The following is a 25,475-nucleotide window of genomic DNA, read 5'->3' as shown; positions in this document are numbered from 1 at the left end:
CAACTCGGTTAGTGACTAATAACTGAAATTCAGGCTAGTCTCGATTAACTGTGATGTCCAACACATCGCCGCGTTGCTAGACTCTGGGCTGGCCCAAGGAGGAAAAGTGTCCAGCAATACAGCGCAGCCGGCCCCTGCCGCCCAAGCACCCACAGCGCAGGCACCCACGGCCCAGGCCGCCACACCCCCCACGCCAACCACCCAGCGCGGCAGGGCCAAGGAGAGCCGGCGGCAGGCCTTATTGTCCGCCGCTGCCACGCTGTTCGCGGCCAACGGCTTCAACCGGGTTTCGCTGGAGGACCTCGGCGCGGCGGCAGGCGTCAGCGGACCTGCGGTGTACCGCCACTTTTCCGGCAAGCAGGCAGTCCTGGCGGACCTGCTTGTCACGGTGAGCCAGGAACTGCTCGACGGCGGGCGCCAGGTTGTGGAGCGCACTGCCGACCCCCAGGCCGCGCTCCGCCAGCTGGTGGAGTTCCAGGTGGACTTCGCCCTCGGCAAGCCTGACGTGATCCGGGTGCAGGACCGGGACTTCTCCAACCTGTCCGAGCAGGACCAGTTGGCCGTACGGACCCTCCAGCGCAGCTACGTAGAGGTATGGGTGGACGTCCTGGCCAAGGTCCATCCCGCGACCGACCAAGCTGAGCTGCGGATGCGCGCCCACGCCACATTCGGCCTCATCAACTCCACACCGCACTCGGTCCGCAGCCATGGCAGGCGCATGGCGGCCGGCGTCGCCCGTCCCTTGCTGGAACGGATGGCGCTCGCGGCCCTGACCGTGCCCCCGGCCTGACCCGCCCGGCACCGGGCACCACACGAACGGCCCCGGCCCGCACAACCGGCCCCTGGCAGCACCGCCTTATGCGGCTTGGGGCCCGGTGATGTGCAGGCCAGGAGCCGCTACACCATGGTGAGCACCATCCCGGGCTCGGCCAGGATGGCCCCCACGTCCGCCAGGAACCGGGAGCCTTGCTCCCCGTCCACCAGGCGGTGGTCGAAGGACAGGCTCAGCGTGAGCACCTGGCGCAGCGCCACCTCGCCCCGGTATTCCCATGGCATGGTGCGGACCGCCCCAAGGCCAAGGATCGCGGCCTCCCCCGGATTGAGGATGGGGGTGCCTGCGTCGATGCCGAAGACGCCGATGTTGGTGATGGAGATGGTGCCACCGGAAAGGTCCGCCGGCGTGGTCTTGCCCGCCCGCGCGGTTTCGGCGAGCGCCGTGAGCGCCTGGGCCAGCTGCGGGAGCGGAAGGGCCTCGGCGTCCTTGATGTTCGGAACCGTGAGTCCGCGCGGCGTCGCGGCCGCGATGCCCAGGTTCACGTAATTGAAGGTGACGATCTCCTGGTTTTCTTCGTCCCAGCGGGAGTTCAGTGCCGGGTTGCGGCGCAGGGCGACCAGGAGGGCTTTGGCGGCGAGCGTCAACGGGGTGAGCTTGATACCCGCGAATTCCCTGCTGGTCTTGAGTTTGGCCAGCAGCTCCAGGCTCGGCGTGACATCCACGGTCAGGAATTCGGTGGCATGCGGCGCGGTGAAGGCGCTCTGCACCATCGCGGCAGCGGTGTGCTTGCGCACCCCCTTGATGGCGGTCCGGGTCTCCCGCTCCCCCGGCCTGGCTCCACCTGGGGACGCGGCCCCCTGCGCCTGCATGGCAGGTTCCGCGGCGTGCCCGGAAAACTCCTGCACGTCCTCCCGCGTGATCAGGCCACCGGGACCGGTCCCGGGAACCTGGGCGAGGTCCAGGCCAAGGTCCTTGGCCAGCTTGCGGACCGGGGGCGTGGACCGGGGACGTTCGGCGGCCTTGCCCTCCACAGGTGCTGGTTGGACAGCTGCAGGCTCGACCAGGCCGGCCTCCGGGGCCATGGTTCCCCCCGCCTCAACCACCGGGGCAAAGTTCCGCGCCCGGCGCGTGGGGCGCCCGGAACCTTCGACGACGGCGCCGTACCCCACGAGGTTCGGTTCCCTTTTGGGGGTGTCCACCGCAGCCTCCCCGTACCCCGCGCCCGCGGCGCCGGACGGCGCCGAAGGTGAGGGCCCGGCGTCGTCCGCCACCTCGAAGGAGACAATCGGCTTGCCCACCTCCACCACGGAACCGGGCTGTTCATGAAGTTCTTTGATGACCCCGGCGAAGGGCGACGGGAGCTCCACCACGGCCTTGGCGGTCTCCACCTCGGCGATGACTTGGTTCAGGCTGACGGTGTCGCCGACGTCCACTTTCCAGCTGAGGATTTCAGACTCCGTAAGTCCCTCCCCCAGGTCCGGGAGCCGGAATTCCTTGATCATGGTGGCGCTCATCCTTCCAGTCCACTCAGGGAATTGGGGCGGCCCAGGGCACGGTCCACGCCGTCCAGGATGCGGTCCAGGCCCGGGAGGTGGTGCATCTCCAATTTGGAATAGGGGTAGGGAATGTCGAACCCCGTCACCCGGACCGGAGCGGCCTCGAGGTGGTAGAAGCACCGTTCGGTGATGCTGGCCGCCACTTCCGCTCCCAGCCCGCCGGACTGGGCAGCCTCGTGCGTGACCACCAGGCGCCCGGTCTTGCGCACCGAGGCCACCACCGGTTCATAGTCCACGGGGGCCAGCGAGCGCAGGTCGATGACTTCGATGGAGATGCCCTCGTCCGCGGCGGCGGAGGCTGCGTCCAGGGCGGTCTTGACCAGTGGCCCGTAGGCCACCAGGGTCACGTCACTGCCGTCGGTCAGCACCCGGGCCTTGTCCATGGGCAGGGCCGAGGCAGGATCTGCGTTTTCGTCCACCTCGCCTTTGTCGTGGTAGCGGCGCTTGGGCTCGAAGTACAGGACGGGATCGTTACAGGCGATGGCCTGCTGGATGACCGTATAGGCGTCCTGCGGGTTGGCAACGGTGACCACCCGCAGCCCCGAGGTATGGGTGAAGTAGGCTTCCGGGGATTCGGAATGGTGCTCCGGTGAGCCGATGCCGCCGCCGAACGGGACCCTGATGGTGATGGGCATCTTGACGGCCCCGCGGGTGCGGTAGTGCAGCTTGGCCACCTGGCTGACGATCTGGTCGAAGGCCGGATAAATGAACCCGTCGAACTGGATTTCCACGACGGGCCGGTAGCCGCGGTAGGCCAGGCCGACGGCGGTTCCCACGATGGCGGACTCCGCCAGCGGGGTGTCCACCACGCGGTGGGTGCCGAAGTCCTTTTGCAGGCCGTCCGTCACGCGGAACACGCCGCCCAGGGCGCCGATGTCCTCGCCGAGGAGAACCACTTTGGAGTCGTTTTCCAGCGACTTCCGGAGACCGGCGTTGATGGCGCGGGCAAAGGTCAACTGGGTCATCAGCGTGCACCTTCCTCTGAAACGGCACCTGCGGGATCACCGAAGGAGGCCAAATACCGTGCGTAATGGTCCTGCTGGCGTTCCAGCCAGGAGTTGGGGGTGCTGTAGACGTTCTTGAAAATGTCCATGGGGCTGGGGTCCGGCATGGTGGTGCAGCCGCGGCGCATCTGCGCTGCCACGGTGTCGGCTTTGTCCTTGACGTGCTGCTGCAGCTCCTCGGTCAGCAGCCCCTTGCGCTCCAGGAGGCCGGCCAGCCGGCTGATGGGGTCCTTGGCGGCCCAGTCCTCCAGCTCATTGGCGTCCCGGTACCGGGTAGGGTCGTCGGCGGTGGTGTGCGGCCCCATGCGGTAGCTGACAGCTTCGATGAAGGTGGGGCCGCCGCCGCGCCGTGCGCGGTCAAGGGCCAGCCTGGTGGCGGCCATGACGGCCAGGACATCGTTGCCGTCCACCCGCATGCTGGGGATTCCGAAACCGGTGGCGCGGTCCGCGAGCTGGATGTGGGACTGCAGGCGCACGGGCTCGGAGATGGCCCAGTGGTTGTTGGTGCAGAAAAACACCACCGGGACCTGGAAGCTGGCCGCGAACACCATGGCCTCGTTCACGTCGCCCTCACTGGTGGCACCGTCGCCAAAGTAGGTGACGGCCACGGCATCGGCACCGTCATTCTGGATGCCCATGGCGTAGCCCGTGGCGTGCAGGGTCTGGGCGCCAATGATGATCTGCGGCGTGGCCATGTTGATGCTGTGCGGGTCCCAGCCACCGGAGGCGTTTCCCCGCCAGACCCGCAGGAGGTCCGTCAGGTCCACGCCGCGGCAGTACGCCACGCCGTTCTCGCGGTAGCTGGAGAACACAAAGTCGTCCGCCCGCAGTGACCGTCCGGATCCGATCTGGGCCGCCTCCTGGCCCAGGAGCGGGGGCCAGAGGGCCAGCTCACCCTGCCTCTGCAGGGCGGTGGCCTCAACATCAATCCGCCGGATGACGGTCATGTCCTCGAAGAGGGAGCACAACTGGTCATCGGTGATGTCCCTGACCCAGAAATCGAACTCGGGGTGGCTGATCCGTTCACCGGCCGGGGTGATCAGCTGGAGGAATTCCGGCCCGGATTCTCCGGGACTCCCTGCGCTTTGGGGGGTCTTAGCGCCGTCATGGCCCGTTTGGTCTGTAGACACGATTGCCGCAACCTTCGAACGTCGTTGACCCGTGGTTTGCGGGCTTTTGGCCCCCTGCCGCCACCGGCCTTCCGGGCGTCATTGCCCCAGATACTGTGACCCTACTCACAATAGCCAGGGGGTACAACCACCGTCGCTGTTTCTGAGCAAAGTGCCCTGTCCCGCGCCCCGGCACCGTGCTAGCGTTGCGCATTATGCGAGCTTTGGATGGCACTGACACCCGCCTGCTGTCGGCGTTGGCGCAGGATCCGCGCCGTACCGTGGTGGCCCTCGCCCAGAAACTTGGCCTGTCCCGCAATACCGTCCAGGCGCGCATGGCCCAACTGGAAAAGAAGCACGTCTTCCTCTCCTTCGAGCGGCGCCTCAACCCGGTGGCACTGGGGTATCCGCTGATGGCGTTCATCTCCGTCCACGTCCAGCAGCAGAAACTCGGGCGGCTCGCTGAGGAAATCGCCGCCATCCCGGAGGTCCTGGAGGGCTACGGGCTGACGGGGTCGGCAGACCTGCTGCTGCGCGTGGTAGCCAGGGACGCCGAGGATCTCTTCCGCATCAACGGCAAGATCCTGGCGTGCGACGGCGTGGAGCGGGCAGACACGGCACTGGCCATGGGCGAGTTGATCCCCTTCCGGGTGCAGCCCCTGCTGGACCGTGGCTCCGAAGGCAGCTAGCAGCAGCGGAACGTCCGGTGCCGCACTCCAGGCACGACGGCGGCGGGCCGGGTTATAGGCTGGTTCCAGTCATGTGCCGGGCCGGGAAGGTCCGGCGCAGTCCGCCGGGCGCCAGAGCGCCTGTTCCACGAAAGGCCCACCTTTGAGCAGTCCCCAGGATCCGTACCGGCAGGGCCAGGCGGGCTTCACGCCACAGCAGTTTGGCCGGCTGCCGGAGCAGCCCGCGCCGTTCGGCCTTCCCGGCGAGCCACCACGCCAGCGGAGCCGGCGGAAGCTGTGGATCATCCTTGGCAGCATTGGCGGGGTGCTGCTCCTGGTGATCCTCGGCATCGTGATCCTGGTGAACGTGGTGGGAAGCGCCACCAACCAGGCACGGGGCCTTGCGGATGATTTCACCAAAAAGGTGATTGCCGGCGATTCTTCCGGCGCCTACGACGAGTACCTTGACCCGGACCTCAAGAAGCAGCTTTCCAAGGAGGCCTTCATCTCCGGCGTGAAGAGCCTGGAAATGGACGGTTCCTGCCAGCCGGCCTACAACAACCTCAAAGTTGCCACCGATAACGGCGTGAAGTCCGCCGAGGTGGTGGGCCAAATAAGCTGCACCGGAAAGAAGGTTGACCTCGCCTACCGCTTCCAAGGCACCGACAAGCTGCTGATGACCAACATCAAGCTGCGCCCCGCGGCCTAGGAAGGACCAGCCGGACGGAAAAATGGAAAGGGTACTGATCTTTTCACCCATCCGGCCCCGGAAATGATCCGAATCGCTTCCGAGGGCCCCACCCGGGGGCCCACATCCGGCGGGACAATCCACCCGCCCTGAAGGAAGGATTCGGACCATGCGCAACTCACCCAACCGCCTCGTCGCCACCATTTTCGGAGCCGTCTACCTGCTGGTGGGCCTCCTGGGCTTCGCCGTAACGTCAGGCGTCGGTTTCGTCGCCACAGAGGGCGCGAACCTCATCATCTTCGAGGTCAACCCGCTGCACAACGTCATCCACCTGGCCATCGGCGCCGCACTGCTCTTCGCCGGCCTCCGCGGGACTGACAGCGCACGCACCGTGAACTCCTCCGTCGGCGCCGTCTACCTCCTGGTGGGCATTGTGGGGCTGTTCCTGCTGAATTCGCCGCTGAACATCATCGCCCTGAACGGTGCCGACAACGTCCTCCACCTCGCCAGCGCCGTGCTCCTCCTCGGCGTGGGCCTGTCCCTGGACAAGTCCCCGGCCGCTGCCCGCGCCTAGCATGCCAAAGTCCGGCATGGTTTCGCTCCGGCCCACGGCACCACCAGCCGCCCACCCGCTGACGGTGCAGTCCACTGCACCCCAGGCGGACTCTTCGGTCCGTCTGGTCACCGGGTTCGCCGGCTTCGGTGCGGGCTCAGTCAACCTGGCCATCTCCTCCAGCCTCCTCGCGGCAGGCTCCCCTGGACCGGCAGGCCTCCTTGCGGGCGTGGTGGCCGGCCTATGGGGCGCCGCGCTGCTGGCCGGAGCCGTGGCCTTCCTGGCCAAGGACCGGCTGGCCGGCAACCGGTGGGCGCGGTACGCCCTGGCAGGCGCAGCCGCGGCCCACCTGGCCGCCATCGCTTTCCCCACCTCCGGGCTCAGCCTGACGCAGCTTTCGGCGCTCCTGCTGACGCTGATGATCATCGCCTCGCTCGGGTGGCTCCAGCGGCACAGTGGACAGCAGGACAGCGCACAGCAGGACAGTGCGCAGGAGGCGGCAGGGGTGCGCATGCGCCCGGGGAGGCTGTTGCTGGCAGCGTTCGCCGGCGCCGTGCTGGTGGCAGGAATCACGACGCCGGGCCTCGCCGCCTCGACGGCCGGCCAGTACGCCGTGCCGCATGGTGAACACGGGAACCTGGCACCGGGCGGGCACCACCAGCGCTGACCGCCCGCAGGAAAACACACCGGGTGCGTCCCCGACGAAAGAGCCTCCGTGCCGCAGTCCGCGGCAGGAGGCTCTTCACGTTGTGCCGGAACAGGTTCGGCGCTGGTTGGTGTGGTCCCTGTTTCAGGCCCCCCCTGTTCCGGCGCGTCCCTGTTCCGACGTGTCCCGGTTTAGTGGTCCACAGCCTTTTCGGCACCGATGCCGGTCAGGGAGCGGACCTCCATCTCGGCCTGCTTGGCAGGATCCTCCCGCCGCTTGTCCAGGGTGGTGCCCAGCCACCCAAGGAAGAAGGCCAGCGGGATGGACACGATGCCTGGGTTGCTAAGCGGGAAGAGGGCGAAGTTGGCACCCGGGATCATCGAGGTCTTCAATCCCGAAACCACCGGGGAGAACACGATGAGCAGGATGGCCGAAGCCAGGCCCCCGTACATGCTCCACACCGCGCCCTGGGTGGTGAACTTCCGCCAGAACAGGGAGTAGATGATGGTGGGCAGGTTCGCCGAAGCGGCGACGGCGAAGGCCAGCGCCACCAGGAAGGCCACGTTCTGGCCGTTGGCGAAGATCCCGCCCAGGATGGCCAGGATGCCGATGACCACCACGGTGCGCCGGGCCACCCGGACTTCAGTGGCGGCGTCGGCCTGGCCCTTGGCGATGACGTTGGCGTAGATGTCATGCGCGAACGATGCTGCGGCCGTGATGGTCAGGCCGGCCACCACCGCCAGGATGGTGGCGAACGCCACCGCGGAGATGAAGCCCAGCAGCAGTGGCCCGCCCAGGTGGAAGGCCAGCAGCGGGGCGGCAGCATTGACGCCGCCCGGGGCGGACTTGATGGTGTCCGCTCCCACCAGGGCAGCTGCACCGTAGCCCAGCACCAGGGTGAACAGGTAGAACAGGCCGATCAGCCAGATGGACCAGACCACGGACTTGCGTGCTTCCTTGGCCGTGGGCACGGTGTAGAAGCGCATCAGCACGTGCGGCAGGGCGGCCGTGCCCAGGACCAGGGCCAGGCCCAGGGACATGAAGTCCAGCTTGGAGGTTTCCGTCTTGCCGTACTGCAGGCCCGGGTTGAGGACAGCCGGGTTGTTGGCAGTCTCCACGGCGCCGCCCAGCAGGGCCGAGAGGTTGAAGCCGTAGATGGCCAGGACCCAGAGGGTCATCACGGCGGCGCCTGCGATCAGCAGCATGGCCTTGATGATCTGGACCCAGGTGGTGCCCTTCATGCCGCCGATCAGGACGTACATGATCATGAGGGCGCCGACGACGATGATCACCAGGGCCTGTCCGGTCCAGTCACTGATGCCCAGCAGGAGGGAGATCAGGCTTCCCGCGCCGGCCATTTGGGCCAGCAGGTAGAAGAAGCAGACCGCGAGGGTGGAGATGGCGGCGGCGATCCGGACCGGGCGCTGCTTCAGTCGGAAGGACAGCACGTCCGCCATGGTGAACTTGCCGGTGTTTCGCAGCAGTTCAGCCACCAGCAGCAGCGCCACGAGCCAGGCGACGAGGAAGCCGATGGAGTACATGAATCCGTCGTAGCCGTTGATGGCGATGGCCCCGGTAATGCCCAGGAAGGACGCGGCGGACAGGTAGTCACCGGCGATGGCGGTGCCGTTCTGCGAGCCCGTGAACGACCGTCCGGCGGCGTAGTAGTCGGCGGCGGTCTTGTTGTTGCGGCTGGCGCGGAACACGATCACCATGGTCACGGCCACGAACAGGCCGAAGATGCCCATGTTCAGAAGGGTGGTGTCCTTGAGGGCGGCGACATCCACCGCGGCGGGAATTGCGATCATTTGTTGGCTCCGCCCACTCGGTTTCCGTGCTTATCGAATTCATGCCCCTCAATCTCGTGCCTGATCTCCGTGGCGATGGGGTCCAGCCGCTTGTTGGAGTAGTGCACGTACCAGCCGGTGATGGCGAAGGTCGAGACGAACTGGAGCAGGCCCAGGATCAGGCCGACGTTGATGTTGCCCCAGACCTTGGTGGACATGAATTCCACCGCGTAGTCGGCGAGCAGGACATAGGCGAAATACCACAGCAGGAAGGCCACTGCCATGGGGAAGACAAAGCTGCGGTGACGCTTGCGCAATTCCTGGAACTGCCCGGTCGACTGGACTTGTTCAAAGTCCACGGACGCCGCTGCGTCCGGAGTATGGGCATCATTACCCATCGTTCCTCCTCATTGAGTTGCCGGAACACACCGGGCGGAGGGCCCCGAACTGCTGGACAGGGAGCCTGGCCGGCAGCACCACGCAGGGGCACCGCAGATGTGACACCAATCACTTTGCCGCCCGCGCGCCGCCGTGTTCCAGCACTTCACCGCCCACTGTCGCTCAACGGTTGCGATGCTGCGGCAAGCGGCACCCGCCGCTACGCTGGGCACCATGCCGGACTCCCCCCTCCTAACCGCCGCTGCCGTCGCGGTGATCGCCATGGCCATTGCCGTCGTCGTCGGCGTGGGCCTGAAGGTGCTCCGCTCCTTCCGTGAGCTGGGCACTGACGCAGAACGCGCCACGTACCACACGCTCCACGCTGCCTCCCAGGCCGGGCAGCACCTGCGCCGCGGACTGAACCCGGCCGGCGCCGCGAAAGCCAGCCGCCAGCTGCGGGCCCTGCTGGCCTGCGATGCCCTGGCCATCACGGATACCAACGGTGTCCTGGCCTGGGACGGCGGTGCCGAGGACATCAGGCCACGCCTGATGGAACTCGCAGCGGATGTCCTGGCATCCGGCCGGACAGCAGTTCTCTCCCCCGGTGCGGACGGAACCGGCAGCCACCTTGCCGGAGTCATCGCCCCGGTGCGGGCGGGCACCCGGGTGGTGGGCGCGGTGGCAGCCTTCGCCCCTTCCGCGGGGGCAGGCCTGGTCAGGGCAACGGGGGAAGTGGCCGACTGGGTCGCGGTCCAGGTGGAACTTGCCGAACTGGACGCCTCCCGCACGCTGCTGATGGAAGCGGAAGTCCGGGCGCTGCGCGCCCAGATCAGCCCGCATTTCATCTACAACTCGCTCAACGCCATCGCATCCTTCATCAACACAGATCCGGAGCGGGCCAGGGAGCTGGTGGTGGAGTTCGCGGACTTCACCCGCTACTCGTTCCGCCGGCACGGAGACTTCACCACCCTTGCCGAGGAACTCCGCTGCATTGACCGCTACCTGCTCCTGGAGCGCGCCCGGTTCGGCGAGCGCGTCCAGGTCAGCCTGCGGATCGCCCCGGAGGTGCTGGGCACCGTCATCCCCTTCCTCAGCCTGCAGCCGCTGGTGGAGAATGCCGTCCGCCACGGGCTCGAGGCCAAGGCGGGTCCCGGGCACATCAGCATCACGGCGGAGGACGCCGGGGCCTTCGCTGAGGTCACCATCGAGGACGACGGCGTGGGGATGGATCCGGAGCATCTCAGGTCCGTGCTGGCAGGCCATACCGACGGGGACCATGTGGGGCTGCGGAATGTGGATGCACGCCTCCGCCAGGTGTACGGCAACGATCACGGCCTGGTGGTAGAAACGGCGCCCGGCGAGGGAACGCTGATCACCATGCGGGTGCCGAAGTCCCAGCCGGGGCACGATGCGTGAGGAGCGCCGTGCCGCTGGAAGTACCCTAGGAGAATGATTAACGTCCTCGTCGTTGATGATGAGCTGCCCGCCGTTGAGGAGCTGGCCTTCCTGCTGGGCAGGGACGAGCGCATCGGGAAGGTGCTGCGTGCCACGTCCGGCGCTGAAGCCCTTACGGCCCTGTCCGCCGGCGGCATCGACGCCGTATTCCTGGACATCCATATGCCTGCGGTGTCAGGCCTGGACATCGCCGGTGCCATCGCCCGCAGCAGCAATCCGCCGGCCGTTGTTTTTGTCACCGCCGATGAGGACCACGCCCTGGCTGCGTTCGAACTCGCCGCCGTGGATTACCTGCTCAAGCCGGTGCGCGCCGAGCGCCTGGCACGTTCCGTTGGGCGGATCAGCGAACTGCGCGACGGCGGGGCGGCACCGGAGATGATCACGGTGGACCAGGGCGGGACCACCAGGATGATCCGGCGCGACGACGTCACGTATGTGCAGGCCCAGGGCGACTATGCGCGGCTGCACACCGCCGACGCCAGCTACCTCATCCGGGTGCCGCTGGCAGATCTTGAACAGCAGTGGGCGGACGCCGGATTCATTCGCACGCACCGCTCCTACCTGGTGGCGCTGAAGCATGTGTCCTCGATGAAGCTGGCGGCCGACGGGCCGCGCGTGACGGTGGCCGGTGCCGGCCTGCCCATCAGCCGCCGGCACCTGCCCATCGTGCGGGAGAAGCTGGAGGCAACCAGGATCAGGCCGCACGCATGACCCGGGTCCGGGTTACAGCTCCGCGAGCGTCTGCGCGCACGGCGGTGCGCGGCACGCCCCGCGCGCTTGAGTCGCGGGAAGCGGCGCAGGACTCCGAGGTGGGACAGGTGTTTGTCCGGTCGCTGATCAGGTCCCAGCTGCGGCTGGCCCTGGTGGTGGCGGGCGGCTTCCTGCTGATCCTGGCCGCGTTCCCGCTGACCCTGGTGGTGGTTCCCGGCCTGGCCGATACCCGGATCGCCGGCATCCCGTTCGGCTGGCTGCTGCTGGGCGCGGGAATCTACCCGGTGATCGGCTTGAGCGCATGGCTGTACGTCAGGACGGCGGCACGCAATGAGGCGCGGTACCGGGACCTGGCAGGTGAACAGTGATGCGCAGGTGAACGCCGGCGTCGCCATCACAGCGGTCGCGGTGGTTTCCCTCGCCACGGCCATCATCGGGTTCTATGGGCTGCGGATCTCACGCACCACCGGCGACTTCTACGTTGCATCCCGGACCGTGCGGCCCTGGTGGAACGCGTCGGCGATCGGCGGGGAATACCTGTCCGCAGCCAGTTTCCTGGGTGTGGCAGGCCTCATCCTGCTGTCCGGGACGGATGCACTCTGGTTCCCGGTGGGGTACACCGCCGGCTACCTGATGCTGCTGCTCTTCGTTGCCGCCCCGCTGCGCCGGTCCGGCGCCTACACGATTCCGGACTTCACCGAGTCGAGGCTCGCTTCCCGGACGGTCCGGCGCGTCACCAGCCTGGTGGTGGTGATGGTGGGGTGGCTGTACATCGTGCCGCAGCTGCACGGGGCAGCGCTGACCATCCACATAGCCACGGGCTTGCCGTCCTGGGTGGGTTCCGTTGCCGTCGTGGTGGTGGTGTGCCTCACGGTGGTGGCAGGCGGGATGCGGTCCATCACGTTTGTCCAGGCCTTCCAGTACTGGCTTAAGCTGACGGCCCTGGCCGTGCCCATCCTGTTCATCGTCTTCGTACTGGCCGGCAAGGGGGCGGAGCCCCAGTCCCTGCCCGCGGTCAACCCCACGGGCGTGGCACCGGCCGGGCTGTACCAGAACGTGTCGCTGCTGGTGGCGCTGCTGTTCGGCACCTTGGGACTGCCGCACGTGCTGGTGCGTTTCTACACCAACCCGGACGGGCACTCGGCCCGGCGGACCACGCTGATCGTCCTGGGCCTGCTCTCCGTGTTCTACCTCTTCCCCACGGCGTACGGGCTGGTGGCCCGGATGTTTGCCCCCGATCTGGCCCGCTCCGGGCAGCCGGACGCCATGGTCCTGCGGCTGCCCGGCGAACTCGTGGGCGGGGTGCCGGGCGATCTGCTCTCCGCGCTGGTGGTGGCCGGGGCGTTCGCGGCGTTCCTGTCCACCACCTCCGGCCTGGTGGTCTCCCTGGCGGGCGTGATCAGCCAGGATGTCCTGGGCGGAAGCGTCCGCGGGTTCCGGCTCGCCGCCGTCGTCTCTGCCCTGGTTCCTCTCGGCTTTGCGTTCATGACCGGTTCCCTGGCACTTGCCGGCAGCGTGGGCCTGGTTTTCGCGTTCACCGCGTCCACGGTCTGCCCCGTCCTGCTGCTGGGCATCTGGTGGCGCGGCCTGACTGACGCCGGGGCCATCGCGGGCATGGTGACCGGCGGGGTGCTGTGCGGTGGGGCGATGATTGCGGGCGCAGTATCGGGTTCGGGCCTGACGCCGCCCTGGCTCGCGCAGCCGGCGGCCTGGAGCGTGCCTGCCGCGTTCGCCGTGATGGTCATCGTGTCACGGGCCACTTCCCACCGGATCCCGGGCACCATGCCGCGGATCATGACCCGCCTGCACACCCCGGAACGGCCGCTGGCAACCGAACGGTGATCGGGAGGACAATAACGCCATGTCCATCGAGGACGGCGGCACCTCCCACCAGCACGGCGGGGTCCCTGCCTCCGTGCGGGCCCAGCTGCTCGCCACGGAGCACTGGGGCCTGCTGGCATCACGCAGCACGGCCCAGGGCGAGGTGCTGACCCGCATCAGCATGTTCCTGACGTTCACCTCGGCCAGCATTGTGAGCGTGGCACTGGTGGGCCAGGCAACGGGCTTTTCGGATGCCTTCGTCCTGCTGGCAGTGGTTGTCCTGTTCATCGATGCGGCGATCGGGCTGCTGACCCAGCTCCGGGTGATGAACGTGGCCCACGAGGACCTGATGTACGTCACGGCCATGAACAGGCTGCGGGCCGCGTATGTGGACCTTGACCCGGGCGTGGCGCCGTACCTGATGGCCGCGCACCACGACGATGAGGCCGGTTCGGTGCAGACCTACTATTTCTTCGGCAACCGCAGTTCGTTCAGCCATGTGGCGGGCAGCAGCATGATCTTCATGACGACGGCGAACGCTGCCTTGATTGCCATTGTTGCCGGCCTGCAGATAACCCTCGCCGGGGCAGGGACAGCGGGCGGGCTCATCGTGGGGGCCCTCTGTGGCGTGGCGTTCCTGGCGGTGTCCGCCGTCCGCGGATACCGGGGCTACCGGGATGTGTGGCGCCGCTTTACGCCGCTTTCCCCCACCCCTCCGGCCGGGGACTAAAAGTCCCGGGGACCAAGACGCGTCAGTCGATGGCCGCCATCAGCTCGACAACGCGGTCCAGGAAGGCGTCCACCTGTGATTCCTCGTAGCCGTCGCGGCCCACTGCGGGACGGAAAACGGCGCGGCGCACGCTGTCCACGCTCAACGGTTTGTCCTGTTCGAGGTAGGCGACGAGCTCGCGGCACAGCCGGTCGACGTCGTCCGTGTTGTAGCTGCGGGCCTTCTTCTTGGTGGGCCGCCGGAAGCGGTCTCCGTCAGGCCGGTGCAGGCGGCCCCGGAGGATGCCGGAGAGGCTCCCGATCTCGCGCAGCCAGGCTTCCTCCCCGTGGGCCGCAATCAGTTCGTCCCGCTCCCGGCGGGCGAAGGCGTCCTCAAGCCGGTCGAGGGCGGCGTCCACGACCGTGGCAGAGTAGCCGCCTTTGACGGGGTCGAAGGACACGGCCCTGACGTCGGCACTGTTGACGGGGTCGGTGGCGGCCTGGGGTGTTTCCAGGGAGATCCGTGCCCGCTGCAGGAACTGGTCAACCTGCCTGGCGTTGTACCCGTACTCGCTGCGCTCCACGCGCTCAAAGGACGCAGGGATCTGCCGATGAATGTCCAATGCCACTTCGTTTCCTTCAATGCTCTTCAGCGGTAGTGCTTCCGCACCAGTTTAAGGGGCCGCGATTGGTGCGGCCGCCCGGGACCATGTTTGTGTCGGATGCCCGGGCGCACCGGGCTGGAGGGGTCAGGCGCCGGCCACCAGGCCGTACAGGATGAACGCCACCGGGGAGGCGAAGACGATGGAGTCCAGCCGGTCCATCACTCCCCCGTGCCCGGGCAGGATGCTGCTCATGTCCTTGACGCCCAGCTCACGCTTGACCATGGACTCGGCGAGGTCGCCGGCGGTGGACGCTGCCACTGTACCGACGGCGAGCACGGCGCCCACCCACCACGGTTTGTCCAGCACGAAGAGGGCCGCCAGGATGCCGATCAGCATGGCGCCTGCCACCGACCCCGCGAAGCCCTCCCAGGACTTCTTGGGGCTGATCTTCGGTGCCATCGGGTGCTTTCCCAACGACGCACCCACCAGGTAGCCGAAGGTGTCGTTGGAGACCACCAGCAGGAGCATGACGGCAATCTCCCACGCCCCGATGGGGGCCATCCCGTCCGGCCAAAGCCCCAGCGGGGTGGTGCCTGCGGCGTGCAGCGGCAGCGCGGCGAAGCTGATGAAGAAGGGAACCCACCCCAGGGTGAAGACACCGGCGAAGATGCTGTTGGCTGAGCCGGCGGCACTTTCGATCGAGCGCCACAGCAGTACGGCCACGGCACTGAGCAGCAGCGCAAACAGCTGGCTCTCGATGCCGCCAAAGTAGGCGGCGAAAGGCATGGCCAGCGTGCCGGTCATGACGGGCACGATTGGCATCCTGGTGCCGTTGGCTTCCAGCGCCCGGTAGATCTCCCACACGCCAAAGACGGCGAAGGCCGTGACGATGGCTACGAACGCCAGCGGGAGGAACAGCAGCCCGCCGAGTACCGCGATAAGCATGGCCAGGCCCACCACGACGGCGGCGGGCAGGTTCCGCCCGGCCTTTGGCGTCGGGTTGCTCCTGGGCTGCTTCCCCCGTGTGCGCGCCCGTGGTGCGGGGGCCTGATCTGCCTGGCCCATCAGACTTCGAGCAGCTCTGCTTCCTTGCGCTTGAGCAGTTCGTCGATGCCGTCCACGTGGGCCTTGGTAAGGCTGTCCAGTTCCTTTTCGGCGCGGTTGCCTTCGTCTTCGCCCGCCTCGCCGTCCTTCACCAGGCGGTCCAGGGTTTCCTTGGCCTTGCGGCGGATATTGCGGATGGAGACCTTGGCGTCCTCGCCCTTGGTCTTGACGATCTTCACGTATTCCTTGCGGCGTTCCTTGGTCAGTTCAGGAATAGTGATCCTGATGACGTTGCCGTCGTTGGACGGGTTGGCTCCGACCTCGGAATCGCTCAGGGCGCGTTCGATGTCCCGCATGGCGGTCTTGTCGAACGGGGTGATCAGGATGGTGCGGGCGTCCGGGATGGCGAAGGAGGCCAGCTGCTGCAGCGGCGTGGGCGAGCCGTAGTAGTCCACCAGGACCTTGTTGTAGAGGCCCGGGTTGGCGCGGCCCGTGCGGACGGCGGCGAAGTCTTCCTTGGCTACCTCTACCGCCTTGTCCATCTTTTCTTCGGCTTCGAGCAAGGTTTCTTCGATCACGGTCTCTCCTGACGGTTCTGGTGCAGTCCGGGGCGCCCGATCCATGCACTCACGTGGTTCTTTGTTGCTGGTTCCGTCCCCGCCCGAACGGGCGGGGACTGAACTGTCCTGAAATCATCCTAGCGGCAGCTAGGCGGTGACCAGCGTGCCCAGCTTTTCGCCAAGGATGGCGCGGGTGACGTTGCCTTCACCCTCCATGCCGAAAACCACCATGGAGAGGTCGTTGTCCTTGCACATGGTCATGGCCGTCTGGTCCATGACGCGGATGTCGCGTCGCAGGGCATCGTCGTAGCTGAGGGTCTCCAGCCGCTCCGCGGTGGGGTCCTTCTTGGGGTCCGCGGTGTACACAGCGTCCACCCCGCTCTTGGCCATGAGGACCACGTCAGCGTGGACTTCCAGGGCGCGCTGGGCGGCCACGGTGTCGGTGGAGAAGTAGGGCAGACCTGCGCCGGCGCCAAAAATGACCACGCGGCCCTTTTCCATGTGGCGGATGGCGCGGCGCGGAATGTAGGCCTCGGCCACCTGGCCCATGGTGATGGCGCTCTGGACGCGGGTTTCCACGCCCGCCTGCTCCAGGAAATCCTGCAGCGCCAGGCAGTTCATGACGGTTCCCAGCATGCCCATGTAGTCGGCGCGGGAGCGGTCCATGCCGCTCTGGGACAGTTCGGCGCCGCGGAAGAAGTTTCCGCCGCCCACCACTATGGCCACCTCCACTTCGGGGACGGCTGCTGCGATCTGCTTGGCGACGTTGCGGACGGTCTCGGGATCGACACCGAGCTTCCCACCGCCGAAGACCTCGCCGGAGAGCTTCAGGAGGACCCGCCGCCGGCTCTTCTCCGAATGCGTGACAGTGTTGACGGCTTCCATGATGCCTTCCCGTTGGTGACTCTGAAAAAAGGGTATCCTGCCGGATCCGGTGCCCGGAACTGGCAGCGGTCCAAACGGACTGGACTGCCAGCCGTTTGGGCGCATGCAAAAGGGGCGGCCACCGAAGTGGCCACCCCCTTGCAGTTTCGGCTAGGAGCCGACGCGGAAACGCGTGAAAGCAGTTCCCTTGACACCGGCCTCTTCGAGGACCTGTGCCACGGACTTCTTGGCGTCCTTTGCGAATGCCTGGTCAACCAGGACCTCGCCCTTGTAGAAGCCCGTCACGCGGCCTTCCACAATCTTGGTGAGGGCAGCTTCCGGCTTGCCCTCGGCCTTGGCGGTCTCTTCGGCGATGCGGCGCTCGGACTCGACGAGCTCGGCCGGAACGTCCTCACGGGTGAGGTAGTTCGGGGCCATGGCGGCGATGTGCACGGCAACGTCGTGGGCAGCGGCGGTGGCGGCTTCGCCTTCACCGTCGACAGCGAACAGAACGCCGACCTGGGCCGGGAGGTCCTTGGAGGTCTTGTGCAGGTAAGCGTCAACCGTTGCACCCTCAACGCGGGAGATGCGGCGGACAACAACCTTCTCGCCCAGGATGGCGCCTTCTTCGACGACAACCTCGGAGAGCGGCTTGCCGTCAACGTCGGTGGCCAGCAGGGTCTCGAGGTCGGCAGCGCCGGACTCGACGGCCACGGCCAGGACCTTGTCGGCCAGCTGGATGAACTTGTCAGCCTTGGCGACGAAGTCGGTCTCGCAGTTGACCTCGATCATGACGCCGACCCCGTTGCTGACCTTGGCGGCCACGAGGCCTTCAGCGGTGGAGCGGCCTTCGCGCTTGGTAGCGCCCTTGAGGCCCTTGATGCGGATGATCTCGATGGCCTTCTCGGCGTCACCGTTGGCTTCGTCAAGAGCCTTCTTGACGTCCATCATGCCGGCGCCGGTGCGCTCGCGCAGGGCCTTGATGTCCGCGGCAGTGTAGTTCGCCATGTGAACCCCTCTGTCTAGAAATGTGTGGTGGTGTACGGACCGACAGGACGGCAGCCCACGGGGGTGGGCCGCCATCCTGTCAGCAGCTCCGGCTGCGGACAGCGCGGAGAATCCGGATTTTACGTGTGTTACTTGGCGTCTTCGGCGGGAGCCTCGGCAGCTGCCGGAGCTTCCTCGGCGGCCGGAGCTTCAGCGTTCTCAGCCGGAGCGGCAGCAGCTTCTGCCTTGCTGCCTTCGAGGAGCTCGCGCTCCCACTCGGCCAGCGGCTCTTCCGGAGCTTCGGTGGCGCCCGTGCCGCGGTTGTTGCGGGCGATCAGGCCCTCGGCAACAGCGTCGGCAACAACGCGGGTCAGGAGGTTCACGGAGCGGATGGCGTCGTCGTTGCCCGGGATCGGGAAGTCGACTTCGTCCGGGTCGCAGTTGGTGTCCAGGATGGCCACAACCGGGATGTTCAGCTTCTTGGCCTCGTCAACGGCGAGGTGTTCCTTCTTGGTGTCAACAACCCACAGCAGGGACGGAGCCTTGGTCAGGTTGCGGATACCGCCCAGGTTGGACTCCAGCTTGGTGAGCTCACGCTTGAGGAGCAGGAGTTCCTTCTTGGTGTAAGCGGAACCGGCGACGTCGTCGAAGTCGATCTCTTCGAGTTCCTTCATGCGCTGGATACGCTTGGCAACCGTCTGGAAGTTGGTCAGCATACCGCCGAGCCAACGCTGGTTGACGTAGGGCTGGCCCACGCGGGTTGCCTGCTCGGCAATTGCTTCCTGGGCCTGCTTCTTGGTGCCGACGAAGAGCACGGTGCCGCCGTGGGCAACAGTGGCCTTGACGAACTCGTAGGCGCGGTCGATGTAGGACAGCGACTGCTGCAGGTCGATGATGTAGATGCCGTTGCGCTCGGTGAAGATGAAGCGCTTCATCTTCGGGTTCCAACGGCGGGTCTGGTGTCCAAAGTGGACGCCGCTGTCAAGCAGCTGGCGCATGGTTACGACGGGCATTCCGGCGCTCCTTATTTTCCGGCAGGTCATTCATGAGAAAACCCGGAGGCTTCTTACCCTGCCAATAGTTGACGGTTGATCAGCGTGGCCCGGACGGGCCGTGCTCCTGGCATCCCCCGCCCTTCCCATCAGGACGAAAGCCTGACCGCAGGAAGAGCGATCCTCCATGGACGACGCCGGGGCGTTGGCTGCCGGAGGGCTGGATGCGCGTAGTCAGCCGCCGCTCCCCCACACTCCTGAATGAGATGTGCCGACGCGATCCGGACAGGGGGATGCACCGCGGGGGTGGACCACTGGGACGTAACGCGTTGAGGGCGCAGCAAACTGCTCCATCAAGTGTACTACAGGCACCCCCACCCGCCGGACAGGTCGTGCCTGCCCGGGCCGTTGTCCACATAGCCGGAACCGGCCCTGCCGGCGCGCGATGCAGGCGGGCAGGCTGGTCGCATGAAGACATCAGTCCTGCTGGCCGCCTTCCTGCTGCTGCCGGCGTCGATTGCCACCCCGGGCGCCGGCCTTCCGAACAGCGCAGCCCTCTCCTACAGCGCAGCAATTCCCAACAGAGCAGTCATCCCCAACAGCGCAGCCTTTCAGAACAGCGCAGCCATTCCGAACAGCGCCGCCGGCTTCAGCCATGCGGCCGCCGGCCAGCAGGCAAGTCCGACGACGGCCGCCCGGGCGGGTGCCGCCCCTTCCTGGCAGTGGCCCCTGGCACCGCGGCCGCGGGTGCTGCGCCCTTTCGATCCACCGCCCAAGCCATGGCTGAGCGGACACCGGGGCGTCGACCTTGAATTCACTGCAGGCACGCAGGTCCTTTCACCCGCGGCCGGAATGGTGAGTTTCGCGGGCGTGGTGGTGGACCGTCCCGTCATCACCATCGACCATGGCGGCGGCCTGCGCAGCAGTTTCGAGCCAGTGGAAAGCACGTTGGCCGTGGGCGCCACCGTAGCCCGGGGTGAGGTCATCGGCACCGTGCTGCCGGGGCACTGCCCGGCGGCGCAGTGCCTGCACTGGGGCGTGCGGGAAGGAGAGGACTACGTCAATCCCCTGCAGTTTGTCCTGGACCTCCGCCCGTCCATCCTGCTGCCGCTGTCCGGTGGCCCATAGCCACGGAGAACGCAGGCATGGCCCCGGAACATCAATTAGTCAGACAACTGCCCGTGTGGGCGTCCCGCCTAGACGATGGCCGAGATACCGGTGATGGCCCGCCCTGTCACCAGGGTGTTGATTTCTGCCGTGCCCTCGTAGGAGTAGATGGCCTCCGCGTCGGCGAAGATTTTGGCCATCCCGTAGTCGGTCACGATGCCGTTGCCGCCCAGGATGCTGCGGCCCAGCGCCACACTCCTCCTCATGCGGTCGGTGGCGAAGGCCTTGGCGAGTGCAGATTGTTCGTCCTTCGCCTCCCCGGCGTCCTCCAGCTGGGAGAGCCGGACCATCATGCCCATGGAGCTGACCGTGTTGCCCAGGATCCGGACCAGCTGGTCCTGGATGAGCTGGAAGGAGGCCAGGGGGCGGCCGAATTGCTGGCGCTCCACGGCATAGCGGCGGGCAACATCGAAGGCGGCCATCTGGAGGCCCACGGCCTGCCAGGCAACTGACAGGCGGGTGACTTTGAGCACCTTGTTGACGTCGCGGAAGCTGTTGGCGTTGGCGAGCTTGAAGTGGTCCGGTACCACGACGTCCGTCAGGACGATGTCGGCGTTCTGGACTGTCCGCAGGGAGATCTTGTTCTCGATCTTTGTTGCGCTGTATCCGGCCACCGTGGTGTCCACCATGAAGCCCTTGACCTGGTTGTCCGCCACGTCGCGTGCGTACACCACCACCCAGTCGGAGAATGTGGCATTGCCGATCCAGCGCTTCGCGCCGTTGAGGATCCAGTTGTCCCCGTCCCTGCGCGCCGTGGTGCGAGTTCCGCCGGCCACGTCGCTGCCGCCCAGCGGCTCGGTCAGGCCGAAGGCCCCGATCTTCTTCAGCGCGTAGATATCGGGAAGCCATTCATCCTGCTGCTCTTGGGATGCCAGCAACTCAATGGAGCCGGTGAACAGCCCGTCGTGCACGCCCAGGAAGGTGGCGATGGAGGCGTCCGCTCGGGTGGCTTCGGCGTGCAGCATGCCGGCGAAGAGGTTGGAATACCCCTGCCGCCGCACCGGGCTGACCAGGTCCAGCCCGGCAAGCTTGGGCACCAGGTCCATGGGGAACTCTCCGCGGTTCCAGCAGTCCACGGCAATTGGCTTGACCTCACGCGCCAGGAAGTCGCGGACTTCGGCCAGCCGGTCCTGCTCCTTGCCGGAGAGAAGCTGCTCGAAGGCGAAGAAGTCGCCGTCGGCGTAGGGAAGCTCTGGGAAATCGGCTGCGGAGGTGGCCATGGTTACCTTCTTTGATGATCAGCGCTGACCATGCCGCGGAGCGGAGCACGGTATGTTACTGGTCAGTAACATACCGCAGGGTGCGGGCTTAACCAAGAAAACCGCGGCCAACGAAACTCGTCGGCCGCGGTCGAGGTAGGGCTACTCGGACTTGAACCGAGGACCTTAGGATTATGAGTCCCGCGCTCTAACCAGCTGAGCTATAGCCCCCCAAGCCCCGGGAGCAGGTGTTCAGACGCCATGCTCCGGCAGGGCAAAAACACTCTAGCAAACCCGGGAAAGGGTTCAGACCACTTTGTCATCGTAGGAGGCGCCGCGGTACAGGTCCTCGAAGGTCTGCAGCGTCCCCTGGATGCTGTGGGGCTCCACCATCTGCCGGCTGGCGCGGCCCATGGCCTGCTGTTCGTCCTTGGGCAGTTCCAGCACCTGCGTGATCTTCTTGGCGAGGTCGTCACTGTCGTTGGGGGTGAAGAGGTACCCGTTCCCGCCGTCGCGGACCAGGTGCGGCAGCGCCATGGCGTCCGCCAGGACCACGGGGGTGGAGGCGGACATCGCTTCCAGTGTCACCAGGGACTGCAGTTCCGCCGTTCCGGGCATGCAGAAAAGGTCGGCACGGATGTAGGCGGTCCGAAGTTCCTCGTCGCTGGCAAGGCCCAGGAACTTGACCCGGCCGGTGAGGCCGAGCCGCCTCACCAGGTCCTCCAGGGCGGAGCGCACTTCGCCGCCGCCCACGATCTCGAGGTGTACGTTCAGCTCCGGCGGCGTTTTGCCGATGGCCTCGATCAGCACGTCCACGTGCTTTTCCTCGGCGAGGCGGCCGGCGAACAGGACGGTGGGGTGGGCGTGCGGCTCGATGTGTTCACCGGGCTGCAGTTCGTAGGCGGCGGAGTCGATGCCGTTGGACAGGGGCAGGACTTTGCGGAGGAACGCGTGCTCGTGCATGGCCCGGGCGGCAAGCGGCGTGGGCGTTGTCACCACGTCCGCCTGGCTCATGACCTTGCCCATGTCCTTCCAGGAGACCCGCCCAATAATGTCCTTGAACCACTGCGGAAACGGCAGGAAGGGGTTAAGGTTCTCGGGCATGAAGTGGTTGGTGGCAATGATGCGGACGCCGCGTTTCACGGCCTCATAGAGCACGTGCTCGCCGATCATGTAGTGGCTCTGGATGTGCACGACGTCGGGCTTGACCCGGTCGAAGAGGAGGCTGATTTCCTTCTTGATTTCCCAGGGGAAGCAGAGGCGGAAGGTCTCATGCGTGAATGCCTTGTGCGAGCGGAGCCGGTGCACGGTTGCTTCCTCGCGGAACTCGGTGAAGCTCTTTCCCTTGCTGTCACGGGACGCCAGGACATGGACGTTGTGGCCCCGGGCAGTCATTCCCTTGGCCAGCCGGTAGCCAAACTGGGCCGCACCGTTGACGTCCGGGGGGTAGGTGTCTGCGGCGATGAGGATGGTCAGGGGGCGCTGGTCGGCGGGCGTGGTCATGGGGAGTACTCCTGATGGTCACGGTGCGGACAGCCTGGAACTGACAGCACGGTTGGCCGCTGGCGCAAGGCGCCGGGCTTCGTGGGATTGCTGGTTACGGACGGGAAGGGACTAGTGGGACGGCCTGCCGGCGGCCTTCCGCGCGTCCTTCTTGCGCTTGGTGACCTCCGGGTGGTGCCGGGAAAGGGCGATAACCCCAACGATAGCAAGGGCGGCAGCCGTTCCCATCGCAATGGCCATGACGGCATGGACGTCGGGGCGCAGTTCGCCCAGGATGATGATGCCGATGGCGATGCCCACCATGGGGTCGACCACCGTGAGTCCGGCGATCACCAGGTCCGGCGGACCGGTGGAGTAGGCACTCTGCACGAACCAGGACCCCAGGCCGCCGGCCGCGACAATGGCCACCACCGAATACCACTGGACATTCAGCAGGAACAGGCCATTCGGATCCAGGAGGTGCTTGCCGATGATCCGGGTGAGGACTGCCACAAAGCCGAACAGAATGCCGGCGCCGAGGATGTAGATGAACGCGTTCATCCGGTGCTTGAACGTCACCGCCAGCGTGCCGAACAGTCCCACCGCCAGGGCCAGCAGCAGGACGATGGTGAGCTCATCCTCCGGGCTGACATGGTGGTTCTCCTGGGTGACGTTGACCGCCAGGAGGACGAAGAGCGCGGATCCGGTGACACACGCGGCAATCGACACCGCCGTGGCGCGGTTGATGGTCAGGTCCTGGTCCCGGGCATTGACCACCGTGGTGATCACCAGGGCAATGGCACCGATGGGCTGGATGACCGTGAGCGGTGCGGAGACCAGGGCGACGGCATTCATCGCCATGCCGGTGCACAGCAGCAGGAGTCCAAGCATCCACCGGGGATTGCGCAGGAGGCGCAGGAAGCCATTGGAGCTCAGGGCCAGGCCGCCGGTATCGGCTTTGACGGCGCTGCCCTGGCGCTGCGCGCCCAACGCAAGGCAGAAGGCGCCAAGCACCGCCAGGCCGACGGCAAACCACACCATCAGCCGTTCCCGCCGTCGTGCTGTTTCAATGCCCGGCCCTTGCGCAGCATGGCCCGGAAATAGTTGTACGCGGCAATCCAGTGACCCACCAGGCCCAGGCCCAGCACCACCCAGGCGGCGGCGAAGAGCTGGCCGGAAAACCCGGTGTCCATCCGCGAAAGGACCAGCAGCGGCGTGCCCAAAAGCAGCAGCCCGGTCCGCACCTTGCCCACCACGCTGACCGGGAGGTCCGGGTGGCCGCGGAAGAGGGAGAGAGTCAGTACCAGCAGGACGGCATCGGGCACCACCAGCGCGGCCAGGTACAGCCAATGCACGACGCCGGCAATCACCAGGGTGAAGGCCACCGCCAGCAGGGCAAGGCGGTCGGCGATGGGGTCAAGGACCCTGCCCAGCTTGGAGGCTTGGTCGAAGCGGCGGGCGATGTAGCCGTCAATCCAGTCCGTCCCTGCCATGACAGCCAGGACGATCACGCCTGCCCCGTACTCCTTTTGGGCCAGGACCAGCCAGATGAAGAGCGGAACACCCATGAACCGCACCACGGTGAGCAGATTGGGAATAGTGACCACGCGGTCATGGTCCACCTGGGGACGGCCGGGGCGGGCGCCTGCACCTATGAACTTCACCCGTCCCCCTCTCCTTCCTGCTGCGCCGCGGCGCTGTCATTCGGTTGTGCCTTCACAGGCGGAAACAGCGTCCGCCGGAATGTTGCGTGCGGAACAGGGGCCTAGTTGGCGCGCAGGAGCCTGCGCAGGAGGACCACCAGGACCGTACCGGCGGCGACAAGAGCCGTCAGCGGCTTCCAGCGCCTGGGCAGGTCAGCGGAGGCGGACAGGGCCGCAAACCGCTGCCCCGCCTCGTCCAGGCCGCGCTGGGCCAGTACCTGGCCTTCGCGCGCCTTGACCTGGGCGGCGGCCAGCACATAGCGTGCCTGGGTCTTGACGTCCAGTTCCGTGCCGAGCTCGTCCCGGACCTCGGTGAGGTGGTGGCGGCGCTGGCTCAGGCGGCGCACCAGCTCGGGTTCGGATGCGTGCGGGAACTCCTGGTCGTGCCGGGCGGCCTTGGCTTCCTTCTCGGCTTTCGCCTTGGCGGCTGCCTCGGCCTTGGCGGCCTTCGCAGCCTTGGCTTCGGGGCTCTCAGGATCCAGGATGGCCGGGTTGAAGGCGGAACCTTCGCGGGCGACCCCGATATCGTGCCTGATGCCACGGATGGTTTCCTCCGGCATCAGCGGCATGGCCTTCTTGAACCGGGCGAGGCCCACCAGGCCCCCGACGAGGGCTATCAGCAGGAAAGCGGCGGAAACCAGGAGGGCTGCCAGCCACGCGGGCATGATGGTGGCCAGCCCCATGATGGCAGCGACGATCAGGCCGACCACCAGGAGCGCCAGGAACAGAAGCGCCACGGCGAAGAAGGCCGCGGCCACACCCACCTGGACGCCCTTGCGCTTGAGTTCGATCTTGGCGAAGGCGATCTCGTCGTTGAGCTGGCGGGGGGCCAACCGGAAAAGGAGTCTTGCCGTCCCGGGCAGCGCAGTGATACGCAATCCCGGGCTGGTACGCCCGCTGTGACGTCCGCTCATCGGTTCCGCCTTACTGGTTCATGAGTCGATACTGCATCCGTTAGTGCGGAAATGTGCAGCCGCACAGTCCACGCCACCAAAACTACCATTCAGGTTCAG

Annotated in this window: 27 protein-coding genes and 1 tRNA gene; 11 read left to right on the top strand and 17 right to left on the bottom strand. The window is 66.6% G+C overall.

The window, feature by feature from the left end; genetic code table 11:
• Positions 1-106: 106 nt before the first annotated feature.
• Positions 107-790 carry a TetR/AcrR family transcriptional regulator gene (locus tag VIK36_RS07510; protein ID WP_324644668.1) on the top strand — a complete coding sequence of 228 codons (684 nt, stop codon included), beginning with the start codon at positions 107-109 and terminating at the stop codon, positions 788-790.
• 107 nt (positions 791-897) lie between these two features.
• Here the strand turns inward: VIK36_RS07510 and VIK36_RS07505 are convergent, their stop codons facing one another.
• Genes VIK36_RS07505 through pdhA form a run of 3 tightly spaced genes read right to left on the bottom strand, consistent with a single transcriptional unit; the run spans position 898 to position 4,465 of the window.
• The gene (locus VIK36_RS07505; RefSeq protein ID WP_324644667.1) at positions 898-2,289 is read right to left on the bottom strand and encodes a dihydrolipoamide acetyltransferase family protein; all 1,392 of its coding nucleotides are present in this window, start codon (positions 2,287-2,289) and stop codon (positions 898-900) included.
• Positions 2,286-3,296, bottom strand: coding sequence for an alpha-ketoacid dehydrogenase subunit beta (locus VIK36_RS07500; RefSeq protein WP_275180341.1), 1,011 nt, complete (start codon positions 3,294-3,296; stop codon positions 2,286-2,288). Before VIK36_RS07500 ends, VIK36_RS07505 begins: the two co-directional genes overlap by 4 nt.
• Positions 3,296-4,465, bottom strand: coding sequence for a pyruvate dehydrogenase (acetyl-transferring) E1 component subunit alpha (gene pdhA, locus VIK36_RS07495; protein WP_324644666.1), 1,170 nt, complete (start codon positions 4,463-4,465; stop codon positions 3,296-3,298). Before pdhA ends, VIK36_RS07500 begins: the two co-directional genes overlap by 1 nt.
• A 194-nt stretch (positions 4,466-4,659) precedes the next feature.
• Here pdhA and VIK36_RS07490 point away from each other — a divergent pair, with 194 nt between their 5' ends.
• The 4 genes from VIK36_RS07490 (at position 4,660) to VIK36_RS07475 (ending at position 7,020) form a co-directional block, all read left to right on the top strand.
• Positions 4,660-5,133, top strand: a complete 474-nt coding sequence (locus tag VIK36_RS07490; RefSeq protein WP_255175005.1) for an Lrp/AsnC family transcriptional regulator — start codon at positions 4,660-4,662, stop codon at positions 5,131-5,133.
• Between the two features lie 142 nt (positions 5,134-5,275).
• Positions 5,276-5,821 carry a hypothetical protein gene (locus VIK36_RS07485; RefSeq protein ID WP_324644665.1) on the top strand — a complete coding sequence of 182 codons (546 nt, stop codon included), beginning with the start codon at positions 5,276-5,278 and terminating at the stop codon, positions 5,819-5,821.
• 148 nt (positions 5,822-5,969) lie between these two features.
• A complete protein-coding gene (locus tag VIK36_RS07480) occupies positions 5,970-6,374 on the top strand; it encodes a DUF4383 domain-containing protein (RefSeq protein ID WP_159632381.1) in 405 nt (134 codons plus the stop codon).
• 16 nt (positions 6,375-6,390) lie between these two features.
• Complete coding sequence (locus VIK36_RS07475) at positions 6,391-7,020, top strand: hypothetical protein (protein WP_324644664.1); 630 nt, start codon at positions 6,391-6,393, stop codon at positions 7,018-7,020.
• Between the two features lie 170 nt (positions 7,021-7,190).
• Here VIK36_RS07475 and VIK36_RS07470 read toward each other — a convergent pair whose 3' ends face one another.
• Both VIK36_RS07470 and VIK36_RS07465 read right to left on the bottom strand, forming a co-directional pair.
• Positions 7,191-8,807 carry a cation acetate symporter gene (locus VIK36_RS07470; protein WP_324644663.1) on the bottom strand — a complete coding sequence of 539 codons (1,617 nt, stop codon included), beginning with the start codon at positions 8,805-8,807 and terminating at the stop codon, positions 7,191-7,193.
• Entirely contained in the window at positions 8,804-9,184 is a 381-nt protein-coding gene (locus VIK36_RS07465) for a DUF485 domain-containing protein (RefSeq protein WP_324644662.1), read from the bottom strand. The genes VIK36_RS07470 and VIK36_RS07465 overlap by 4 nt, the downstream gene beginning before the upstream one ends.
• A gap of 214 nt (positions 9,185-9,398) precedes the next feature.
• Here VIK36_RS07465 and VIK36_RS07460 point away from each other — a divergent pair, with 214 nt between their 5' ends.
• The 5 genes from VIK36_RS07460 to VIK36_RS07440 are packed head-to-tail and all read left to right on the top strand — an operon-like array spanning position 9,399 to position 13,881.
• Complete coding sequence (locus tag VIK36_RS07460; protein WP_324644661.1) at positions 9,399-10,580, top strand: sensor histidine kinase; 1,182 nt, start codon at positions 9,399-9,401, stop codon at positions 10,578-10,580.
• A 33-nt stretch (positions 10,581-10,613) separates the two neighbouring features.
• A complete protein-coding gene (locus VIK36_RS07455) occupies positions 10,614-11,330 on the top strand; it encodes a LytR/AlgR family response regulator transcription factor (protein WP_255174999.1) in 717 nt (238 codons plus the stop codon).
• The gene (locus VIK36_RS07450) at positions 11,327-11,698 is read left to right on the top strand and encodes a hypothetical protein (protein WP_159632386.1); all 372 of its coding nucleotides are present in this window, start codon (positions 11,327-11,329) and stop codon (positions 11,696-11,698) included. The genes VIK36_RS07455 and VIK36_RS07450 overlap by 4 nt, the downstream gene beginning before the upstream one ends.
• Positions 11,699-11,705: 7 nt before the next feature.
• Positions 11,706-13,172 carry a cation acetate symporter gene (locus VIK36_RS07445; protein WP_324645245.1) on the top strand — a complete coding sequence of 489 codons (1,467 nt, stop codon included), beginning with the start codon at positions 11,706-11,708 and terminating at the stop codon, positions 13,170-13,172.
• Positions 13,173-13,191: 19 nt separating this feature from the next.
• Positions 13,192-13,881 (top strand): hypothetical protein, encoded by a 690-nt coding sequence (locus VIK36_RS07440; RefSeq protein WP_324644660.1) that lies wholly within the window; start codon positions 13,192-13,194, stop codon positions 13,879-13,881.
• Between the two features lie 22 nt (positions 13,882-13,903).
• Here VIK36_RS07440 and VIK36_RS07435 read toward each other — a convergent pair whose 3' ends face one another.
• The 6 genes from VIK36_RS07435 to rpsB form a co-directional block, all read right to left on the bottom strand.
• Positions 13,904-14,488 (bottom strand): DivIVA domain-containing protein, encoded by a 585-nt coding sequence (locus tag VIK36_RS07435; protein ID WP_324644659.1) that lies wholly within the window; start codon positions 14,486-14,488, stop codon positions 13,904-13,906.
• 120 nt (positions 14,489-14,608) lie between these two features.
• Positions 14,609-15,529 carry a phosphatidate cytidylyltransferase gene (locus VIK36_RS07430; protein ID WP_324644658.1) on the bottom strand — a complete coding sequence of 307 codons (921 nt, stop codon included), beginning with the start codon at positions 15,527-15,529 and terminating at the stop codon, positions 14,609-14,611.
• Entirely contained in the window at positions 15,529-16,086 is a 558-nt protein-coding gene (gene frr, locus VIK36_RS07425) for a ribosome recycling factor (RefSeq protein WP_255174994.1), read from the bottom strand. The genes VIK36_RS07430 and frr overlap by 1 nt, the downstream gene beginning before the upstream one ends.
• Positions 16,087-16,215: 129 nt before the next feature.
• On the bottom strand, positions 16,216-16,953 hold the full coding sequence (gene pyrH / locus VIK36_RS07420; RefSeq protein ID WP_159632390.1) for a UMP kinase: 738 nt from the start codon (positions 16,951-16,953) through the stop codon (positions 16,216-16,218).
• A 150-nt stretch (positions 16,954-17,103) separates the two neighbouring features.
• Complete coding sequence (gene tsf / locus VIK36_RS07415; protein WP_141161028.1) at positions 17,104-17,940, bottom strand: translation elongation factor Ts; 837 nt, start codon at positions 17,938-17,940, stop codon at positions 17,104-17,106.
• Between the two features lie 128 nt (positions 17,941-18,068).
• On the bottom strand, positions 18,069-18,932 hold the full coding sequence (rpsB, locus tag VIK36_RS07410; RefSeq protein WP_110544706.1) for a 30S ribosomal protein S2: 864 nt from the start codon (positions 18,930-18,932) through the stop codon (positions 18,069-18,071).
• A 447-nt stretch (positions 18,933-19,379) separates the two neighbouring features.
• Here rpsB and VIK36_RS07405 point away from each other — a divergent pair, with 447 nt between their 5' ends.
• Positions 19,380-20,039 carry a M23 family metallopeptidase gene (locus VIK36_RS07405; RefSeq protein WP_324644657.1) on the top strand — a complete coding sequence of 220 codons (660 nt, stop codon included), beginning with the start codon at positions 19,380-19,382 and terminating at the stop codon, positions 20,037-20,039.
• A gap of 68 nt (positions 20,040-20,107) precedes the next feature.
• Here the strand turns inward: VIK36_RS07405 and VIK36_RS07400 are convergent, their stop codons facing one another.
• The 6 genes from VIK36_RS07400 to VIK36_RS07375 form a co-directional block, all read right to left on the bottom strand.
• On the bottom strand, positions 20,108-21,298 hold the full coding sequence (locus VIK36_RS07400; RefSeq protein WP_324644656.1) for an acyl-CoA dehydrogenase family protein: 1,191 nt from the start codon (positions 21,296-21,298) through the stop codon (positions 20,108-20,110).
• Positions 21,299-21,434: 136 nt separating this feature from the next.
• Positions 21,435-21,508: transfer RNA gene (locus VIK36_RS07395), tRNA-Ile, on the bottom strand.
• Between the two features lie 75 nt (positions 21,509-21,583).
• Complete coding sequence (locus VIK36_RS07390) at positions 21,584-22,780, bottom strand: glycosyltransferase (RefSeq protein WP_324644655.1); 1,197 nt, start codon at positions 22,778-22,780, stop codon at positions 21,584-21,586.
• Between the two features lie 111 nt (positions 22,781-22,891).
• A complete protein-coding gene (locus VIK36_RS07385) occupies positions 22,892-23,800 on the bottom strand; it encodes a DMT family transporter (RefSeq protein ID WP_255174990.1) in 909 nt (302 codons plus the stop codon).
• On the bottom strand, positions 23,800-24,423 hold the full coding sequence (locus VIK36_RS07380; RefSeq protein ID WP_255174989.1) for a CDP-alcohol phosphatidyltransferase family protein: 624 nt from the start codon (positions 24,421-24,423) through the stop codon (positions 23,800-23,802). Before VIK36_RS07380 ends, VIK36_RS07385 begins: the two co-directional genes overlap by 1 nt.
• 101 nt (positions 24,424-24,524) lie before the next feature.
• The gene (locus VIK36_RS07375; RefSeq protein ID WP_324644654.1) at positions 24,525-25,376 is read right to left on the bottom strand and encodes a phage holin family protein; all 852 of its coding nucleotides are present in this window, start codon (positions 25,374-25,376) and stop codon (positions 24,525-24,527) included.
• Positions 25,377-25,475: the final 99 nt, after the last annotated feature.

This window comes from Pseudarthrobacter sp. LT1 (assembly GCF_035621795.1).
Taxonomy (GTDB): domain Bacteria; phylum Actinomycetota; class Actinomycetes; order Actinomycetales; family Micrococcaceae; genus Arthrobacter.
The sequence above is the reverse complement of the archived record's forward strand: the minus strand, read 5'-3'. Positions and strand labels throughout refer to the sequence as shown.

Bases quoted from the DNA above. Each gene is read 5' to 3' on its own strand.
- VIK36_RS07385 (WP_255174990.1), bottom strand. From the start codon at position 23,800: ATGGTGTGGTTTGCCGTCGGCCTGGCGGTGCTTGGCGCCTTCTGCCTT.
- pyrH (WP_159632390.1), bottom strand. From the start codon at position 16,953: ATGGAAGCCGTCAACACTGTCACGCATTCGGAGAAGAGCCGGCGGCGG.
- VIK36_RS07375 (WP_324644654.1), bottom strand. From the start codon at position 25,376: ATGAGCGGACGTCACAGCGGGCGTACCAGCCCGGGATTGCGTATCACT.
- VIK36_RS07430 (WP_324644658.1), bottom strand. From the start codon at position 15,529: ATGGGCCAGGCAGATCAGGCCCCCGCACCACGGGCGCGCACACGGGGG.
- VIK36_RS07505 (WP_324644667.1), bottom strand. From the start codon at position 2,289: ATGAGCGCCACCATGATCAAGGAATTCCGGCTCCCGGACCTGGGGGAG.
- VIK36_RS07460 (WP_324644661.1), top strand. From the start codon at position 9,399: ATGCCGGACTCCCCCCTCCTAACCGCCGCTGCCGTCGCGGTGATCGCC.
- VIK36_RS07455 (WP_255174999.1), top strand. From the start codon at position 10,614: ATGATTAACGTCCTCGTCGTTGATGATGAGCTGCCCGCCGTTGAGGAG.
- VIK36_RS07490 (WP_255175005.1), top strand. From the start codon at position 4,660: ATGCGAGCTTTGGATGGCACTGACACCCGCCTGCTGTCGGCGTTGGCG.
- VIK36_RS07480 (WP_159632381.1), top strand. From the start codon at position 5,970: ATGCGCAACTCACCCAACCGCCTCGTCGCCACCATTTTCGGAGCCGTC.
- VIK36_RS07465 (WP_324644662.1), bottom strand. From the start codon at position 9,184: ATGGGTAATGATGCCCATACTCCGGACGCAGCGGCGTCCGTGGACTTT.
- VIK36_RS07500 (WP_275180341.1), bottom strand. From the start codon at position 3,296: ATGACCCAGTTGACCTTTGCCCGCGCCATCAACGCCGGTCTCCGGAAG.
- VIK36_RS07405 (WP_324644657.1), top strand. From the start codon at position 19,380: ATGAAGACATCAGTCCTGCTGGCCGCCTTCCTGCTGCTGCCGGCGTCG.
- VIK36_RS07440 (WP_324644660.1), top strand. From the start codon at position 13,192: ATGTCCATCGAGGACGGCGGCACCTCCCACCAGCACGGCGGGGTCCCT.
- VIK36_RS07475 (WP_324644664.1), top strand. From the start codon at position 6,391: ATGGTTTCGCTCCGGCCCACGGCACCACCAGCCGCCCACCCGCTGACG.
- tsf (WP_141161028.1), bottom strand. From the start codon at position 17,940: ATGGCGAACTACACTGCCGCGGACATCAAGGCCCTGCGCGAGCGCACC.
- VIK36_RS07450 (WP_159632386.1), top strand. From the start codon at position 11,327: ATGACCCGGGTCCGGGTTACAGCTCCGCGAGCGTCTGCGCGCACGGCG.
- VIK36_RS07390 (WP_324644655.1), bottom strand. From the start codon at position 22,780: ATGACCACGCCCGCCGACCAGCGCCCCCTGACCATCCTCATCGCCGCA.
- VIK36_RS07470 (WP_324644663.1), bottom strand. From the start codon at position 8,807: ATGATCGCAATTCCCGCCGCGGTGGATGTCGCCGCCCTCAAGGACACC.
- VIK36_RS07400 (WP_324644656.1), bottom strand. From the start codon at position 21,298: ATGGCCACCTCCGCAGCCGATTTCCCAGAGCTTCCCTACGCCGACGGC.
- rpsB (WP_110544706.1), bottom strand. From the start codon at position 18,932: ATGCCCGTCGTAACCATGCGCCAGCTGCTTGACAGCGGCGTCCACTTT.